General features: G+C 59.0%; 17 protein-coding genes. 7 read left to right on the forward strand and 10 right to left on the reverse strand.

Features of this window, described 5'->3' with window-relative positions; all coding sequences use genetic code 11:
- Positions 1-207: 207 nt before the first annotated feature.
- Positions 208-927: a DeoR family transcriptional regulator gene (locus tag M0D69_RS34515; protein WP_301786315.1), complete on the reverse strand. Its 720-nt coding sequence runs from the start codon at positions 925-927 to the stop codon at positions 208-210.
- A gap of 465 nt (positions 928-1,392) precedes the next feature.
- Between M0D69_RS34515 and M0D69_RS34520 the strand changes: the two genes are divergently transcribed.
- The gene (locus M0D69_RS34520) at positions 1,393-2,427 is read left to right on the forward strand and encodes an SGNH/GDSL hydrolase family protein (protein WP_301786316.1); all 1,035 of its coding nucleotides are present in this window, start codon (positions 1,393-1,395) and stop codon (positions 2,425-2,427) included.
- A gap of 258 nt (positions 2,428-2,685) precedes the next feature.
- Entirely contained in the window at positions 2,686-3,450 is a 765-nt protein-coding gene (locus M0D69_RS34525; RefSeq protein ID WP_301786317.1) for a hypothetical protein, read from the forward strand.
- Between the two features lie 294 nt (positions 3,451-3,744).
- Here the strand turns inward: M0D69_RS34525 and M0D69_RS34530 are convergent, their stop codons facing one another.
- Entirely contained in the window at positions 3,745-4,128 is a 384-nt protein-coding gene (locus M0D69_RS34530; RefSeq protein ID WP_301786318.1) for a hypothetical protein, read from the reverse strand.
- Positions 4,129-4,349: 221 nt separating this feature from the next.
- Positions 4,350-5,264: a LysR family transcriptional regulator gene (locus M0D69_RS34535; RefSeq protein ID WP_301786319.1), complete on the reverse strand. Its 915-nt coding sequence runs from the start codon at positions 5,262-5,264 to the stop codon at positions 4,350-4,352.
- Between the two features lie 183 nt (positions 5,265-5,447).
- Here M0D69_RS34535 and M0D69_RS34540 point away from each other — a divergent pair, with 183 nt between their 5' ends.
- From M0D69_RS34540 to M0D69_RS34555, 4 genes are all read left to right on the forward strand, one after another.
- On the forward strand, positions 5,448-5,774 hold the full coding sequence (locus M0D69_RS34540) for a DUF4148 domain-containing protein (RefSeq protein ID WP_301786320.1): 327 nt from the start codon (positions 5,448-5,450) through the stop codon (positions 5,772-5,774).
- Between the two features lie 65 nt (positions 5,775-5,839).
- Positions 5,840-7,153, forward strand: a complete 1,314-nt coding sequence (locus M0D69_RS34545; protein WP_301786321.1) for a serine hydrolase — start codon at positions 5,840-5,842, stop codon at positions 7,151-7,153.
- A 50-nt stretch (positions 7,154-7,203) separates the two neighbouring features.
- Positions 7,204-8,070, forward strand: a complete 867-nt coding sequence (locus M0D69_RS34550) for an NmrA family NAD(P)-binding protein (protein WP_301786322.1) — start codon at positions 7,204-7,206, stop codon at positions 8,068-8,070.
- 92 nt (positions 8,071-8,162) lie between these two features.
- Positions 8,163-9,185 (forward strand): aldo/keto reductase, encoded by a 1,023-nt coding sequence (locus M0D69_RS34555; protein WP_301786323.1) that lies wholly within the window; start codon positions 8,163-8,165, stop codon positions 9,183-9,185.
- Positions 9,186-9,249: 64 nt separating this feature from the next.
- Here the strand turns inward: M0D69_RS34555 and M0D69_RS34560 are convergent, their stop codons facing one another.
- Both M0D69_RS34560 and M0D69_RS34565 read right to left on the reverse strand, forming a co-directional pair.
- Positions 9,250-9,723 (reverse strand): IS4 family transposase, encoded by a 474-nt coding sequence (locus M0D69_RS34560; protein ID WP_301786324.1) that lies wholly within the window; start codon positions 9,721-9,723, stop codon positions 9,250-9,252.
- The gene (locus M0D69_RS34565; RefSeq protein WP_301786325.1) at positions 9,724-10,626 is read right to left on the reverse strand and encodes an IS4 family transposase; all 903 of its coding nucleotides are present in this window, start codon (positions 10,624-10,626) and stop codon (positions 9,724-9,726) included.
- Between the two features lie 224 nt (positions 10,627-10,850).
- Here M0D69_RS34565 and M0D69_RS34570 point away from each other — a divergent pair, with 224 nt between their 5' ends.
- Positions 10,851-11,546, forward strand: a complete 696-nt coding sequence (locus M0D69_RS34570) for a CTP synthase (protein ID WP_301786326.1) — start codon at positions 10,851-10,853, stop codon at positions 11,544-11,546.
- 211 nt (positions 11,547-11,757) lie between these two features.
- Here M0D69_RS34570 and M0D69_RS34575 read toward each other — a convergent pair whose 3' ends face one another.
- The 5 genes from M0D69_RS34575 to M0D69_RS34595 form a co-directional block, all read right to left on the reverse strand.
- Positions 11,758-12,438: a ThuA domain-containing protein gene (locus M0D69_RS34575; protein ID WP_301786327.1), complete on the reverse strand. Its 681-nt coding sequence runs from the start codon at positions 12,436-12,438 to the stop codon at positions 11,758-11,760.
- A complete protein-coding gene (locus M0D69_RS34580) occupies positions 12,431-13,558 on the reverse strand; it encodes a Gfo/Idh/MocA family protein (RefSeq protein WP_301786328.1) in 1,128 nt (375 codons plus the stop codon). The genes M0D69_RS34575 and M0D69_RS34580 overlap by 8 nt, the downstream gene beginning before the upstream one ends.
- A gap of 70 nt (positions 13,559-13,628) precedes the next feature.
- Positions 13,629-14,504, reverse strand: a complete 876-nt coding sequence (locus tag M0D69_RS34585) for a carbohydrate ABC transporter permease (protein ID WP_301786329.1) — start codon at positions 14,502-14,504, stop codon at positions 13,629-13,631.
- Positions 14,501-15,427, reverse strand: coding sequence for a carbohydrate ABC transporter permease (locus tag M0D69_RS34590; RefSeq protein WP_301786330.1), 927 nt, complete (start codon positions 15,425-15,427; stop codon positions 14,501-14,503). The genes M0D69_RS34585 and M0D69_RS34590 overlap by 4 nt, the downstream gene beginning before the upstream one ends.
- A 70-nt stretch (positions 15,428-15,497) precedes the next feature.
- Positions 15,498-16,808 (reverse strand): extracellular solute-binding protein, encoded by a 1,311-nt coding sequence (locus M0D69_RS34595; RefSeq protein WP_301786331.1) that lies wholly within the window; start codon positions 16,806-16,808, stop codon positions 15,498-15,500.
- Between the last annotated feature and the right edge of the window lie 58 nt (positions 16,809-16,866).

Raw genomic sequence — 16,866 nt, forward strand, 5'->3', positions numbered from 1 at the left:
CGGATGTCACAGGGTTAAACAAAAACCCGTTTACACAAAATCCGGGACACCCTCGAAATGACGTGCCGCCACGCACAGTGGCTACTAGTGATAAATAGAATAACTAACATATAACGACCACAAGCCTGAGCAACGGCAACCCGGCCTCGACCCCGCCCCCGACCAATGAGCACCAGAACCACCCCCAAAACCCCGAGTGCGAACGGGCTACTTCCTCGCGACCATTCCCGTCTCCGTGATCAACGAATCAAACTGATCCAGCTGAGAGAACCGCACCGCCTTCACCTTCCCCAACTTGCTGGCATCTACAACAAGATGCCTCTCGACCGCGCTCTCCATCGCCGCCTGTTTGATCGCCACTTCGTGAAAATTCCAGCACGTCACGCCACGCGTCTGATCGACTCCGCCGGCCGAAATAAACGCCTTATTAATCCCCATTCGACGCAACGTCTCGATACTTTCATCGCTGGAAAACGAATCCGACGAGGGTGCATAAACACCGCCCAGTAAAATCATCCGCACATTGGCCTTGCGCCGCAAAATCTCGGCCACATTCAGCGAATAACACAGCACCGTCAAATGCATTTCCGCAGGAATAAGCCGCGCCAAGGTGGTCAGCGTCGTCCCGCAATCGATGAAAATTGTCTCGTTGTCCGCCAGCAGCCGCGCAGCCACCGCCGATGCCTCCGCCTTGGCCTGCGCGAAATGATCCTTCTCCTCGTCAATCGTATAACCGGCACCGTTCGGGACATCCGAGGCGCGAACGATATAACCGCCAAGATACGTGAAGGTCCCCGGACTCGCCGCAATGTCGCGGCGAACCGTCATCTCCGATACATCGAGCAAGGTCGCAGCATCGCGAAGACGCATCACGCTTTGCTCGCGCAAAGCATCGGCAAGAACACGCAAACGATCGTTTTTGGTCATTCGCAGAGGACAGTAGACGCAAGCTGCACGTCGTGAATGTGGTTGTTAGATTTTGTTCGCTAGATGAAATGATTATAACAAGCCCAATCGCGAATAGTGATCGGGGAAAACGCTTTGCATTTTCGGGGGTTATGAAACCTGCGGCATGCTAAACGACGAAACGCCAACTAATGAGTTGGTGGTCTACGAAGATGTCTTTAGTAGAGGCGCCACGGCGTGGAGCTCGACGCCTACGTACTTGGCGGCGTCGCGCGGCCTCAGCCCGCGGTAGAACGTTCATGTCGAAGGCCGGGGCGATCCGACTCGTCGTTCAACGGGAACAAAATCATGTGTTGGTGATCACGCCGGCGGCCCAGCCGCGATAGCGCACACTTTTTGCTTGAAGGTAGGGATCATTGAGAGGGCGACGGGCGAGATTAGGCGCGACGTGGCGGCAGCTCTCCGACCCGTCAGGGAAGAGTAGTTATGCGAGTAATAAATGACGCCGTACGTGCTGCAATTTTTTCCGTGACGATCTCACTGCTTTCGGCATGCGGCGGGAACGGAGGCAGCTCGAGCGGAGGCAGCTCGAGTAATGGCAGCGCAGCTACACCGGCAGGCGGAATCAATCTGCAAATTGTCTCGTTCGGCGACAGTCTTTCGGACGTCGGGACCTACGCACCGATCGCAAGCGCGGTTGGCGGGGGGCGTTTCACTACCAATCCCGGACAAGTGTGGACTCAGGATGTCGCGCAAAACTACGGCGATACGCTAAGCGCTGCGTACACGATCGACCTCACGCATAAGCTTAGTGCGAAGGGCGGCTTTGGCTATGCGGAGGGTGGTGCGACAGTAGCGACGCCGGCAAGTCTGTACGATTTCCTCACCGGCGTGATTGGCAACATCGAAATGCCCGTCAATCAGCAGGTTTCGAGCTATCTGGGCGCTCACGGAAGCTTTAACTCCAATCAACTGGTGCTCGTGTGGGCTGGCGCGAACGATGTGCTTCGGGCCGGGGCGCTGCCAGCCGCAGCGCAGACCGTGGAGACAGCGGCTGCCACTCTCGCTCAGATTGTTGGGCAGATCGTGCAGAACGGCGCCACTCATGTCGTGGTGATCAATCTTCCGAACGTCGGACTATCGCCCGATGGCATCGCTTCGTCGGATGGCGGGGCAAACTTGACCCAGTTATCGCAACTGTTCAACGATAGCCTGAACGCCGCCTTGCAGACCGGCGGGCTGAAAGCCAAGGTTATCCAGATTGATTCCTATACGTGGTTGAACCAGATCATCGCGAACTTTCAAGCCAATGGCTTCGCCGTGTCGAACACCAGCGTCGCCTGCGACCTTAAGAAAACGCCCGATGCCACGGCATTGCTATGCTCGCCGCCAACCTACGTGAGCGCCAACGCGGACCAGACGTACATGTTCGCCGACGACCTTCATCCGACGACGCATCTGCATGCGCTCTTCGCCCAGTTCGTGGAGCAGCAGATCGCCAACAGCGGCCTCGGTCACTGAGCCCGGGAGAAGCATGACTCGTCGACAGGATCGTCGAGTTCCCGGTCATCCGATCCGATGGGACCGCCCGTTAGCAGACGGCTCGTCTATTGTCAGGTGAATAACGTATACCGGCCGACGACTGCTATGGCGGATAACGCGGCGAATGCGATTGATGCGGCGGACGGTCTCGGGGCATTGGGCCTAAAATTAAAAACAGCGCCGGTCCCTTTGCGTGGGGGCCGGTCGTCTATCCCTCTCTATCAACGGCAGGCGGCCATGAACACTGACAATGCGTGTTTCGTTCGCCCGGCGCTGGCTGCACTGTGCGTGGCTTCGCTCGCAACGCTCGTCGCGTGCGGCGGGAGCGTCTGCATCGGCTTGGACGGTTGTGGCAGCGGAAACGGGATACCAAACGTGGCCATATCGGGCACGGCCGCCACCGGCCGCGCGCTCGCCAGTGCGGCGGTCAGCTTCAGTTGTGCCCAGGGTTCGGGCTCTACCCTGTCAGACGGCGGTGGACACTACAGCATCACGTTCAACGCCACACTTCCCTGCATCCTCACCGTGACCTCTGGCGGCACGGCCCTGCATTCGCTGGCATTTGCCGGCGGCACCTTCAATACGACGCCCGAGACCGAGCTGATGCTCGTCTACCTCGCTTCGCAACTTGGCACGAGCGAGACCAGTCTGATTGCGGGCTTCCCGAGCAACTCACAGTTCCGGCAGGTGCTTGCAAACCAGGCCGATGTGCTGGCTGCGCAATCGGCGGTCGTCACGAATCTGCAGCAGCGCTATGCGCTCACGCTGTCGGCACCGGCGTTTCTGACGACACCTTTTATTGTCGGGCAAGCAGGCGTCGACAGCGATCTCGGTGCGCTGGCGGCTGCAGGTGTTATCGACGCCAACGGCATGCCCGATCCGGCCGCCGTCTCGCTGCTGTCGGCGGCGGGTCTCGCTCATCCACTCACCGCGACGTCCACACCTTCATCTGGCACAGGCGGCACTGGTGGCACAGGCAGCGCCAACGGCGGCATGATGTGAACTGAGGGGGCTGCTTCGTCATGTGCCGTTGTGCGTCAAGCAGTTAGAGGCTGGCGTCATCAAGCAGAAACCGGCCATCTCCAGCTATTCGCGCTTGCTCATAGCTGGGCATTCTTGATCCAAACAGCGGACCTTCGCACTCTGACTGCGCCAGACAGGTCGCTGGTACAAGCTGCCTTTTGCCGATGAGCGTCCCTATGGCTGTTCAGGGCTTGCGACTAAGCCATTGTGAATATCAGCGCAAAAAACCTGGCTGCCAATTGGTCGCGCAGAGAGGTTGCTGGCAACGATGCCTTATGTCTCGGGCAGCGTAGATTTTCCGCCACGTCCGCGTGGCTTCGGCTCAACACCCACACGCGGGTCGCGCGCGAGCACGAGCGTGGTCATCCTTTCCGCGATGGTTTCAAACGCCGGATCGTCTTGCGGTACATAAAGCCATTTTCCAAGCACCGGATGCGGTCGCAAAGCGGGCATTTCATCAATGAGCGCGGCGTGGCGCTCTTGCGATGTGCACACCAGCAAGCCATTCCACGGCTTGTCGCGATCGGCGGCAACCAGACATAACAGGCCATCGATATAGGCGGCATCGCAGCCGAACATCCGCTTGGCGATGTAGGTTGAATCGCGCTCGAATGCTTCGAAGATCCAGATGAGCGAGTTGCGGATGGAAGATGGCATTGGCGGAAATCCTTGGCGACAGGAAGGCAGGTGTGCGCCGGAAATCTTATTTGATCGGCGGAGGGCTCGTCCACTGTTCTTGCGGCGTATCTGTCCACGTCGAGCCTAGCGGCTGTAATGCGAGCCGGGTCTCTACGAGCTTGCCTGACTCGGTCCGGTATGACTGCATGCCCGCTCGACTACGCGGCTCCCCGGTCTTGGGATCGGCCTATTTCGACTTGCTAACTCGTACTCGTCAAAGCGACGATAAAGTCAAGAAACACCCTTGTCTTGGCCGGCGTGTGGTGCCGCGATGGATGGTACGCATAGAGCGGGAAGCGCTCATCCGGCCAGTCTGGGAACAGGTTGACGAGCCGTCCCTCGCAGATCAGGTGCTCGGCTCCGAGCAGAAGCATTTGCGCAACGCCGGAGCCAGCCAGGCACGCGTTGAGGAGTGCGCTCGGATCATTCACCGTAAGTCGTCCATTCGTATCGACAACAAGCTTTTTGCGCTTGCGATGAAACTCCCACGGATATGGTTTTCCGGTATCCGGGTTCCGGAATTCGAGACACCTGTGCACCCCGCGACCCAGCTCTTGAGGCTCCGCCGGCCGCCCCCGGCGAGCGAGGTACGAGGGTGCTGCGACTGTGACAACGGCGGTGTCCAGAAGCTTTCGCGCAATCAGACTGGATGAGTGAGGTTCGCCAAATCGCAAGGCCAGATCGAAGCCGTCCATGATGAGGTCGCCGAGCTGATCTCTCGCAATGAACTCGAGTTCAAGTTCAGGATGCACATCCATGAATTCGTCGAGCTTCGGGCTCAGAACAGTTCGCAAAAAGGCCGGATCAAGATTGATTCGCAGCTTCCCGCGCACTGTCGCGGCGCCTCCTGTCGCGGCTGCGGCCGCTTCCTCCATGCCCCTTAAGTGCGGCATGACCTGCTCGTAGAACCGTCGGCCCTCTTCAGTCAGGGAAACGGCGCGGGTTGTCCGGTTGAAGAGCCGTGTTTTCAGCCGCCTTTCAAGTCGAGCGATTGCCCGGCTAACCCCGGGTGGCGACATACCCACCACTTCGGAGGCGGCTGCGAACGTCCCCGCATCGACGACGGCAGCAAACACGCTGATACCGCTAGAGAGATTCTCGCTGGACGATCTCATAGGCGCTGCATCCTGGTCATTTAATGGTCGGAAGACGAGTGCGTCGAAAACCGCACTATGACTGATTAGTAACTATCAGTCATCTCACAAGTGTCATTCATGTCATTTAGTTTCTCGTCGCGTTTACCCACAATGCATCCCAACAGCACGTTTCAACCTCAACGATCCCAAAGGAGCATTGCCATGAATACCCGTCATTTCGCACTTGTCATCGCGGCCGCCATCGCCTTCCCTGTCGCTGGATACGCTCAGGAATCCAGCTCGACTATCACTCGTGCGCAGGTGCGCGCAGAGCTCGTACAACTGGGAAGCGTGGGCTACCAGCCCGGCCGCGCCAATGATCCGCACTACCCCGCCGACATTCAGGCAGCCGAAGCGGCTGTGGCCTCCCAGAAGGACGCCGAGTCGAACGTCGCCAGCGCCGTGGGCGGTGCGCGCAGCGGTTCGTCCGCTTCGGGCAACCGCGTCGCCGCGAATGCACCGTTCGACTCGCTCTACGCACATCGCTGATTGGCACGTCACACCAATCATTGTTCATTCCAATATTGTTCATTCCAATTTCCAAGGAGTAGGAAATGACCGTTCAACTAACCCGCCGCGACCTGTTGAAGCGAGCATCCGGCCTCTTGGCCGTCGCCGCAGTGGGCGGATTGACCAGCATCGAAACAGATGCCGCGGAGGGTCATCAGGAGCGTAATCGCGTTCTGGTCCGCAACCCTGCCTTTGCCACGATTGACCTTTCCCTGCGGCAGGCTGTCGACAACGGCACCGTAGCCGGCGTGGTGGCGATGGGCGCTACGCAGCGCGGGCTCATCTACGAGGGCGCATTTGGCCATGCCAATCCCCAGACCGGTACGGCGATGACGCCCGACACGGTGTTCTGGCTGCTATCGATGACCAAGGCGATCACCGCGACGGCCTGTATGCAACTCATCGAGCAGGGCAGGCTCCGGCTCGACCAGCCCGCCGGCGAGATCCTTCCGGAGCTGAAGTCGCCGCAAGTGCTGGAGGGCTTCGATGCATCCGGGCAGCCGAAGCTGCGTCCCGCACGAAACACGATCACGGTGCGTCATCTGCTGACTCACACCTCGGGCTTCACCTACAGCATCTGGAGCGAGAACATCAGTCGGTACGAAAAGGTGACCGGCATGCCGGATATTGGCTACTCGATGAACGGCGCGTTCAAGGCGCCGCTGGAGTTCGAACCTGGCGAGCGCTGGCAGTACGGCATCGGGATGGACTGGGTGGGCAAGCTTGTCGAGGCAGTGACCGATCAGTCACTGGAGGTCTACTTCCGCGAGCACATTTTTACGCCGCTCGGCATGAGCAATTCGGGATTTCTGATCAGCGGCGCGCAGAAGCGACGAGTGGCGACAATGCACAACCGGCAACCGGACGGATCGCTCAAGCCCGCTCCGTTCGAGATCAACCAGCGGCCCGAGTTCTTTATGGGTGGCGGCGGTGCATTCAGCACGCCGCGCGATTACATGGCGTTCCTGCAGATGCTTGTGAATGGTGGGACGTACCGCGGCGAGCGGGTCCTGCGTGCCGACACCGTTGCGACGATGTTCCAGAATCAGATCGGAGATCTTCAGGTAACCGAAATGAAGACGGCGCAGCCGGCATGGTCGAACAGCTTCGACCAGTTTCCCGGGACGCCTCACAAGTGGGGGCTCTCCTTCGACATAAACACCCAGCCGGGTCCGCATGGCCGCAGCGCGGGCAGCATCAGCTGGGCGGGACTGCTGAACAGCTATTTCTGGGTCGATCCGGTCAGGAAGGTGACCGGCACGCTGTTCACGCAGATCCTGCCGTTCTACGACCCTCGTGTGGTGGACCTGTACGGACAGTTCGAGCAGGGGCTGTATCACGGCTTGCAGCACGCTTGAGCACCGATCAGTGATCGGGACACATCTATCTAGGCCAAGGAGAAACTGCAATGTATGCAATCACAGGGATAACAGGAAAGGTCGGCGGTGCGGTGGCTCGCACGTTGCTTGCTGCAGGCCAACCGGTACGCGCGGTTGTACGCGATGCCGCTCGGGCACGTTCGTGGGCTGAGCGCGGGTGTGAAGTGGTGACAGCCGACATGGACGACGCGGCGTCCCTTACGGCCGCTTTCGAGGGCACGCAAGGCGTCTTCATTCTGCCGCCGTCCGAGTTCGATCCGTCGCCGGGCTTTCCCGAGGCACGTGCTGTCATTGACGCCGTGCGCGGGGCGCTTCAGTCGGCGGCACCTGGCAAGGTGGTCTGCCTGTCGACGATCGGCGCGCAGGCCACCGAGACCAATCTGCTCACGCAACGTACGCTGATGGAGCAGGCGCTTCGGGATTTACCGATGCCCGTGACATTCCTGCGTCCCGGCTGGTTCATGGAAAACGCCGCATGGGACGTGGCTCCTGCCCGGGACAAAGGGATGATCGCGAGCTTTCTCCAGCCGCTCAACAAGGCTGTGCCGATGGTCGCGACCGCGGACGTTGGTCGCGTTGCCGCACAACTGCTTCAACAAACCTGGCGCGGCGTGCGTGTCGTCGAGCTGGAGGGGCCGCAACGTGTGAGCCCGAACGATCTGGCCGAGGCATTTGCCCGGGCGCTCGGTCGTCCGGTTCGTGCGGAGGTGGTGCCGCGCGAAACATGGGACGCGCTGTTCCAGTCCCAAGGTATGAAGGAACCGTTGCCGCGTATGCGCATGCTCGACGGGTTCAATGAAGGCTTCATCGCCTTCGAAGGCGATGAAGCTGACATCGTCAAGGGCGAAGTGGACCTGGAAACCGTTCTGCGAGGCCTCGTCTCGCAGGCGGGCTAACGCGGGCGCACCCGGTGACGCATACAGGACGTCACGTCGCCGGATGCTTTCCGCTTATCGTTCATCAAAGGATTCATATCAAGGGGTTCGCTATGGAATACAGCACACTCGGCAGCTCAGGGCTGCGCATTTCCCGTCTTTGTCTTGGCGCCATGACCTTTGGCGCCGGTACCGGAATCTGGGGCGAAATTGCCGGCCTCGACCGTGCCCAGGCCACACGCCTTGTCGCGATGGCCGTCGAGCGCGGTATCAACCTGGTCGATACGGCTGACGCCTATTCGCAAGGGCACTCTGAAGCGGTCGTGGGTCAGGCGTTGGCTGACCTTGGACTCGACGAATCGCGCATGCTGGTCGCGACCAAAGTTCGGCTTCGCACAGGAGTCGGCCACAACGACGTCGGGCTCGGCCGCTCGCACATCATGCGGTCGGTGGAAACGAGTCTTCGGCGTATCGGCCGGGATCATATCGATCTATTTCAGTTGCACGACCGCGATGAACTTGTTCCGCTGGAAGAAACGCTTCGTGCACTCGACGACCTTGTGACGCAGGGCAAGGTGCGGCACATCGGGGTCTGCAACTTCAGCGCGGGCGACCTGGAGCGTGCACAGGGAATTACCACCCGCACGCACTGGGCCCGCGTTGTCAGCAATCAGGTTCACTATGCGCTGACAAGCCGCGACGTCGAGCATGAGATCGCGCCCGTGGCAAAGGCGAATGATGTTGCGCTTCTGGTGTGGAGTCCGCTCGCGGGCGGGTACCTGAGCGGTAAGTACACGCAGGGAAGCAGCGAAGAAACCGGGCGTCGAACCAGGCTGAATTTTCCGCCGATCGATCCCGCAAAGGCGGATCCTATCGTGCACGTATTGCGCGACATCGCTACGGAATTGAACGCATCGCCGGCTCAGGTGGCATTGGCCTGGATTCTGGAGCGCCGTGAAGTCTGTTCCGTCATTGTAGGCGCGCGCACGCCCGACCAACTGACCGCTAACCTCGACGCTCAGCAAATTGCGTTGAATGCTTCGCAAACCGAACGTCTGAATCAGGTTTCGCAGCCGCACCTGCCATATCCTTACTGGATGCAGCAGTTCCACGACAAGGATCGATTAGTGGTCTGATCCGGTTGAGATGCCCCGTAGCGATCTTTGGAGCTCAGGATTACCCACAAGTTAAATGATTATGCTATTCGTTTTGCCTGAAGATCTGATACATCTTCGTGATCTCGTGCAATATGAGGAACCCTCGCCAGATGACAGTTGGGCCGGGTGGTCGGTCATGCTTGCGATTCAGGTATGCGCCGAGCATGGCGATCCACAACACCGCTTGCTGCAAGGGTGGGGGCTTCTTTGGCGGGTACCTGGTATGGTGCGAATGGCAATACAGTGCCTGCCATTCGACGGGTTGCAGCAGTACTTCGCAAGACAGATCGGTGTCGATTCGTGCCAGCAGGGTCGCGTACAGGATGCGCCAACTGATGACGGCAAACAGGGCGGTGGCCCTTACGAATCGCTCGAGGTTACCGAACTGGCGCGCCTCGATACGACAGCCGCTTTTCAGCACGCGATGCCAGGACTCAATCGTCCAGCGTCGCGCATACCAGGCCAGTCGCTCGAGAACATCATCAAGCGAGGTCGTTGGCACAGAACTCAGCAGCATCTACTCGAGCGGCTCAGTGCCGTGCGGGGGCGCTTCTTCGATAGCGTGAATGGCAAATGCGTCAAGCTCGCTCAGACGGCTAGCATGCGCCTGCGGAGGCCTCAGTCGCACCGCCGCGCAACGCAACGTCAGACGCGCTGTTCGCTGCGCCATGCTGCCCCGGGCGGGCACCAGCAGGTCTGTATTGCCAAGCGGTGCCATGGCCTGAACGGACTCCCACAGATATTGCGCGGGATGACGGACGCGGCGATTGCGCGCCGCCCGAATCAGCCAGTCCACCCCATCCGGACGTTCGGTCGCAAACAGTTCATACACGTCGCTCTCGCGGTCGCCCACACAGACAAACCGGGTTTCGGTACAACGCGTCCTGAGTGCAGCAAGGTGGTTGATGCCTTCGATCCATTTGATGCTCTCTTTCTCTGTGATCGGTCGCGCTTTGCGATGGCGTCCCTTGCCGGCCTCTTCTTGCGCTCGCACCCAAGTCTTCATGCCCAACACGCCCAGTGGCAGACCCTCGGGCGTGACGGCCAGCAGACTGTGCATCATGAAGCCGCGCTCATTGCCGCCGGTACCATAGCCCAGTCCCTCAGTCGCGTGCAGATGCGACAGATTAAATTCGGTCGTGTCCTGGATCGCCAGCACCACAGGTACCTGCCTCATGCGATCCAGCGTTTGCGCAATGTGCGGCGCCAAAATGCCGTCGGTATCGATCTGTGTATTGTCAAAGAACCGGTACGCGGCCTTCAACTCGGCGGGCTTGAGCGACTGTGGAAACGACCCTTGCGGACTGCAGGCAAGCCGGCGCGCCAACGCAACCAGGCGCTGCGCCAGACGCGCGTCGCCCAGATTCGCCTCGCCGAACTCAGTGCTTGCCCAGTCGTGCGTGTCGTTCTCGTCGACCAATCTCGAATGCCGCTGCAAACAGGATGGGCCGAAGTTAACATCGGTTCCGCCCGTTTACAAGCGAAAACACACACCGCCCCCTGCAGACTTGTGGGTAATCCTGAGCTGTTATCAGGGAGGCTGTTTGCGCCCCGATGTGGTCACGGAAAACGCATAATGTCCGCAGATATTTTGCCCTAGTGTCCCGGCAGACGCTGTTGGACGCTACAAGGAGAGTAAAGGCAATGCGAAAGAAAGTCAGGGTCGGTCTCGTTGGCGACTATAACCAGTCGGTGCCAGCGCACCAGGCTATTCCGCTTGCATTGAAGCGCGCGGCAGATGCGAAGCAAGTCGAAGTCGAATTTGAATGGATTCCCACTGGGGACATCAATTCAGTTTCGCGAATTTCTGCGTTCGATGGAATTTGGTGCGTCCCCGCGAGTCCGTACCACAGCATGGAAGGCGCGTTGCTCGCCATTCGCCACGCCCGCGAAGCAGCAGTTCCATTCCTTGGGACATGCGGAGGGTTTCAACATGCCGTCATCGAGTATGCCCGGAACGTACTTGGCTGGGCTGACGCGGAGCATGCTGAAACGGCACCGGGCGCTGCTCGCGCAGTCATTTCTCCACTTGAGTGCGCTCTGGTTGAAACCGTAGACGTGGTCCGACTGCTTCCGGGGACTCACATCGCGGCTGCCTATGGAGTCAGCGAAACAACGGAGGGCTATCGTTGCCGCTACGGACTTAACCCTGAGTTCAGAACGTCGCTTGTTTCGGGCCCGCTACGCGTCGCCGCAGACGATGAAACAGGCGATGTACGAGCTGTCGAAATGGATGGACATCCGTTTTTCGTTGCAACGCTCTTTCAACCCGAGCGTGCGGCTCTCAGAGAAGAGTCCGCACCGCTCGTCAATGCGTTTGTGGAGGCATGCGGAGCGTGAGGCTCAGCCTGTCGCTTCGGTGGGCTACCTCGCGTCACCGTAGTTCCAAGGTTGAGTGAAGGTCCCCTTTCGAGAAATCCATCCGACCGCTCCGGATCGACCTGCGACGTTCCGCGTTAAAGAACAAAGCCCATCCGATACAAACAAGGCCGCGCTCGGAAACGAGCGCGGCCTTGTTTGCCAACACCCATATACAACGAGCTCTACCCACTCAGCGCGCTGCCCAAAGTAGTCCGCGCAACATCAGTTCGCGGGCTTCCAGGACGTCGAAATCGGTGTTGACGTGACCAAGCGACGAATAGAAAACCCTTCCTTTGCCCCAGTGGCGCTTCCATGCGACCGGCATGATGACGCCCTTTACTTGTGGCTCATGTTCTCGTACATACGGCCCGTCGAAGCGAGTGGTCGCAAGAACCTCGTTGCTCGGATCAAAATGCATGTAGTACTGCTCCGAGCGCATCGAAAAATCGGCGAGACCGGAAACAACGGGGTCATCGGGCGCAGCGATCTGAACAGTGTAGTCAACGATGTTGCCCGGATGCGCGACCCATTGGCCTCCAACCATGAACTGGTAGTCGGTATTCGCGCGGAACGCGTCGCCGGCACCGCCGTGCCAGCCTCCGAAACCGGCACCGCCACGAACCGCGGCGAGCAGATTTTCGGTATGAGTTTTGTCCAACTGGCCCATGGTGAAGCAGTTGACGATCAGATTCTGTTCAGCGAGACGCTCACGGTCGAGGTACACGCCAAGGTCGTTGTGAATCTCTACCGCGAACCCTTGTTGCTCCAGCAGGCTCGCGAAGCGCTCGGTCGTGAGGCGCGGTTCGTGGCCGTCCCAACCGCCCCAGACCATCAATGCCGAGCGGCGCGGTGTCAGGTTGTTTTCAGGCATGTGTGACTCTCTCGTTTGCCATCGTCAGGGGCTGCTCCAACATAGCTGCGGGCCGTTGGAAGGTGCTGTCGATCGATACGGTCTGGCGCCGGGTCGCCGCGGCAAGAAAGCCGTGCATGACCTCCAGCACGTGATAGCCGATCGCCCCGTCCGTGCGCGGCCGCTCACCCGTCTGGAGTGAATGTGCCAGTTCCGCAATGCCAAGCCCCCTAGTGTTGTCGCTATAGGGATGCGAGAGCGGGACTTCATTCCAGTCACCGTCGCGAACCTTCAGGTTTACCGGACCACCGAAGGTATTGGGGTCGGGCACACTCAGGCTTCCCTCTGTTCCATGGACCTCGATGAAGGGAAGTCTTGCACCCCAGATATCGAAGCTCGTCACAATAGTTCCGATCGCACCGTTGGCGAACTGCATCTGACCGGCTACGTGTGTAGGCGTATTCACCTCGATCCGCTGACCGCGTTTGGGCTTGCTCCCGATGACTCGTTCGGGAAAACTCGCGCGCGCAAATGCCGATACGGAATCGATGGGCCCGATAAGATTGACAAGCGCGCTCAGGTAATACGGTCCCATGTCGAACATTGGGCCGGCGCCTGGCTGGTAATAGAACGCCGGGTCAGGGTGCCAGCCTTCATGGCCGTGGTTGGTCATGAAGGCAGTCGCGGCGATCGGTTCGCCAATGGCGCCGCTATCGATCAATTTGCGGCAGGTCTGGATCCCCGCGCCCAGTACCGTGTCCGGCGCGCAGCAGATTTGAAGAGCGGCAGACCGCGCGGTATCGATCAACCCGCGTGCTTCATCGAGATCGAGGGTAAGCGGCTTCTCGTTGTAGACGTGCTTACCCGACTGTAGCGCACGTCGCGCTACCTCTGCATGACCGGCCGGATGCGTGAGAATGAGGATCAGGTCAATACCGGAGTCGGCATAGACCGCGTCGGTGGTAAGCACACGCGCAACCCCGTGACGGAGTGCCGAAGCCCGTGCACGTTCCATATCGAGATCCGCAACAGCGCAGACCTCCACGCCGGCGAACTTCGGGAGGTTGGTAAGATAAATGTCGCTGATATAGCCGCAGCCGACGACCGCGACGCGCAGCTTATGATGTGGTGCTGAAGTCATATGACGTTGCCTCGAACGAATGAACACGTGCCCATCGGCGGGCAGATGGAAAAAGATTTCACCCCGCTTTTCAACCTTTTACGGAGCCGACCATCATTCCTTTTATGATGCGTTCCTGGCCGAACGCGTAGGCGACGATCAACGGCAGGGACGTCAGCGTGACAACCGCCAGGGTTGCAGGAATGTTCGATGCGTATTGACCCTGGAAGTCCCACACCGCGAGTGGCAGCGTGCGATTGGCCGGCGTCGAGGTGAGTACATAGGCAAAAATGAACTCGTTCCACAACGCGATCGCGTTGTAGATGGCGACCGTGGCGAGCCCCGGTCCGGACAGCGGAACGAAGATGCGCCAGAAAATGGCAAACGGTCCGCAGCCGTCGAGCAGGGCGGCTTCTTCCAGCTCACGCGGGATCTGGCGCATGAACTCGGTGAGAATGAAGATCGAAACCGGAAGGCTCGACGCTACATAAGGGCCGATCAAAGCAAAGGGTGTGTCGTACAGTCCCGCGGTGCGCGTCATTAGATAGACCGGTACCAAGGTGACGTGCAGCGGCACGATCATTCCTGCGACAACAATCGAGAAAATCGATCTATTGAGCCGGGAGTTCATGCGCGCGAATACGTAAGCGGCCATTGAGCCGGTCAACAGGATCAGTGCGGTCGACAAGCCCACCACGAAAAGGCTATTGCGCAGATAAACCCAAAAACCGCCTTCCAGGACCGCTTGATAGTTGCTCAGGTCGAGGACCGACGGGAGCGACCAGGCCGACCCGGAATACGTGTCCTGCTGCGACTTCAGGCTGGTCACCACGACGAACAAGAAGGGGAGTGTCGTCACGGCAAGCCAGCCGATACCAAGCGTCAGCACCATCGCACGCGAGACAGAAAACCTGGGTGCACGAAATGGCGCGCTCGATTCAAGATGAATGTTGGGGATCGCTTTCATATCTCCGTCTCGAAACGACGTGTCAAGGTCAGGGTGACGCTGGCGACTACGAGCACAATCAGGAACATCGCCGAGGCGATGGTGCTGCCGTAGCCGAGTTGAAACGAACTAAAGACTGTGCGGTACATGTAGGTCGCCATGAGCTCCGACGCGCCGTCAGGACCGCCGGCGGTCATCACGAAAATCAGATCGAAATAACGCAGCGAACCGATCACGGCAAGCAGCACACCGGTGCGCAAAGTGCCTTGCAGATGCGGCAATTCGATGTGCCAGAACACTCTCCATGCAGAGGCCCCGTCAAGACGTGCTGCTTCACGAAGTTCGGGCGAGAGGGAGGAGAGCCCGGCCATGAAAAGAATCATGTAGAACGGGATGTTCTGCCAGCAGATCACCGCCAGCGTGGCGCCTAAAGCGAAGCGCCCGTCACCCAGCCAATCTTGGGCCAGGTTGCCAAGCCCGAGGGCGTTCAAAGCCGCGTTCAGTGGACCGAAATTCGGGTCATACACGTTCTTGAACACGACACCGATGGCGACACTTGACATCAGCAGGGGCAGGAAATACAGGATCTTGAGCGTGCGCGATCCGCGGCCTGCCTTGTCGAGCATGACGGCAAGAGTCAGTGCGATCGGCATTTGGATGAGCACTGAGAAGACCGCGAGTATCAGGTTGTTGCGGACCGCCTTAAGAAATGCGGAATCGTGCGAGAGATGAATCCAGTTCTGAAGACCAATGAAGCGTTCCGTGGCGCCAAGTCCGTTCCAGTCGAGCGTCGATAATCGGAAGCTTGAGATCAGCGGGTATAGAAGAAAGAGTCCGAGTAATGCGATAGCGGGTGCAAGAAACGTGGCCGAAACCATCGCGGAGGGTCTTCCCAGGCGCGATCGCTTCGGCATGGGCGCCATGGGAAGCTTCGTAACACTCACATCTTCCTCCGTCAGTCGAGGGGAATCGGCTAGTAGTTGGACGCGCGGTGCTCAAGCGAAATACAGGCGGTTAATTAAGGTCCTTCTTCGCTTCGGCTTCCATTTGTTGTGCGGCTTCTTGCGGAGTCGTCGTCAGCCCGAACAGAGCCTGCGTTGTGTTCTTGTGCAATTCGCCGAGCGCCGGTGGCAACTCCTGGTCGTACCAGAGTTGCACCGCGGGCGCGTCGGCGACAGTCTTTAGAAAGCGTTTGAGCATTGGATCGCTTACTTCCAGGTTCTTGACCGGCGGTATGCGCGTGTCCGCAACGCGTTCTCGCATGGATTGATCGTCCGTCATTGCCTGGATCAACCGGAATGCTGCCTGCGGATCCGCGCAGGCCTTGGAGATACTGTAGAAGTTGTCGCCCACCGTGCCGATAACGTCGTTCGGGTTGCCTTTCCCACCCGGCACGGCGGGAAAGGGAAAGTAGTCGAGCTTCGAATAGAATGCCGGATTCTCCGCCTTCACGGTCGACGCTTCCCAACTCCCGATGAGTTCCATCGCTGCACGCCCGGAATAGAGAAGGCGCCTTGATGCGCCGATGTCGTAGTCAAGCCCATTGAATCCCTGCGCGAACGCGCCGGCCTTTACCAGTTCCTGCACGCGCGCTCCTGCTTCTACGAAGGCGGGATCGGCGAAACTGCCGCCCGGTGCTCGCATGACCGCGCGGCGGACTACATCGGAACCTCCGATGCGATCGACCAGGTACATGTAGTACATGGACCCAGTCCATTTGTTTTTGTTTGCCAACGCAAAGGGAGCGATATTGTTCGATTTCAGTACGCTGATCACATGGAGCAGCTCGTCCCATGTCTTCGGGGGCGTCAGCTTGTACTTTTCGAAAATCTCTTTGTTGTAGAACACCACGGCTACCGACGTGTTCTCGGCGGGGATGGCCCAAACCTTATTGTCGAAGGTGGCTGCTGGCCACGCGGTTGCCAAGAAGCGGTTTTGGAAAGCTGCGTTCTGCTGAAGATAAGGCGTGAGATCAACCACTTGATTGGACTTCACATACTCGCGCAGAGGACCGCCTCCCCAGCTCGAAAAGACACATGGCGGCTGGTTTGCACCAAACGCGATTTTTAGCTTGGTCTTGTATGCATCGTTAAGGACGTGCGATGACTCGACTTTGAAGCCGGGGTTCGCCTTCTCAAAACGCGCGGCTGCATCATTGATGATCTTCGGACCAGCGCCGACAGTCTGTGAATCCCATTCTGTAAGCGTTTTCGTTTGAGCAGCGACAATGCTCACCGGCCCTAACGAGCCGAGGCCTATAGAGAGAGCTGTGCAGGCTATGGCAAGGGTCCGACGGCGGTCGAAGACCGAAACGACTCCGTTCATATCTTTCCACTTTTAGTTGTAAAATGTTTTATAACGTTATCGCTAACGTTATGTAACA

The organism is Caballeronia sp. SEWSISQ10-4 2 (assembly GCF_030464885.1).
Lineage (GTDB): Bacteria > Pseudomonadota > Gammaproteobacteria > Burkholderiales > Burkholderiaceae > Caballeronia.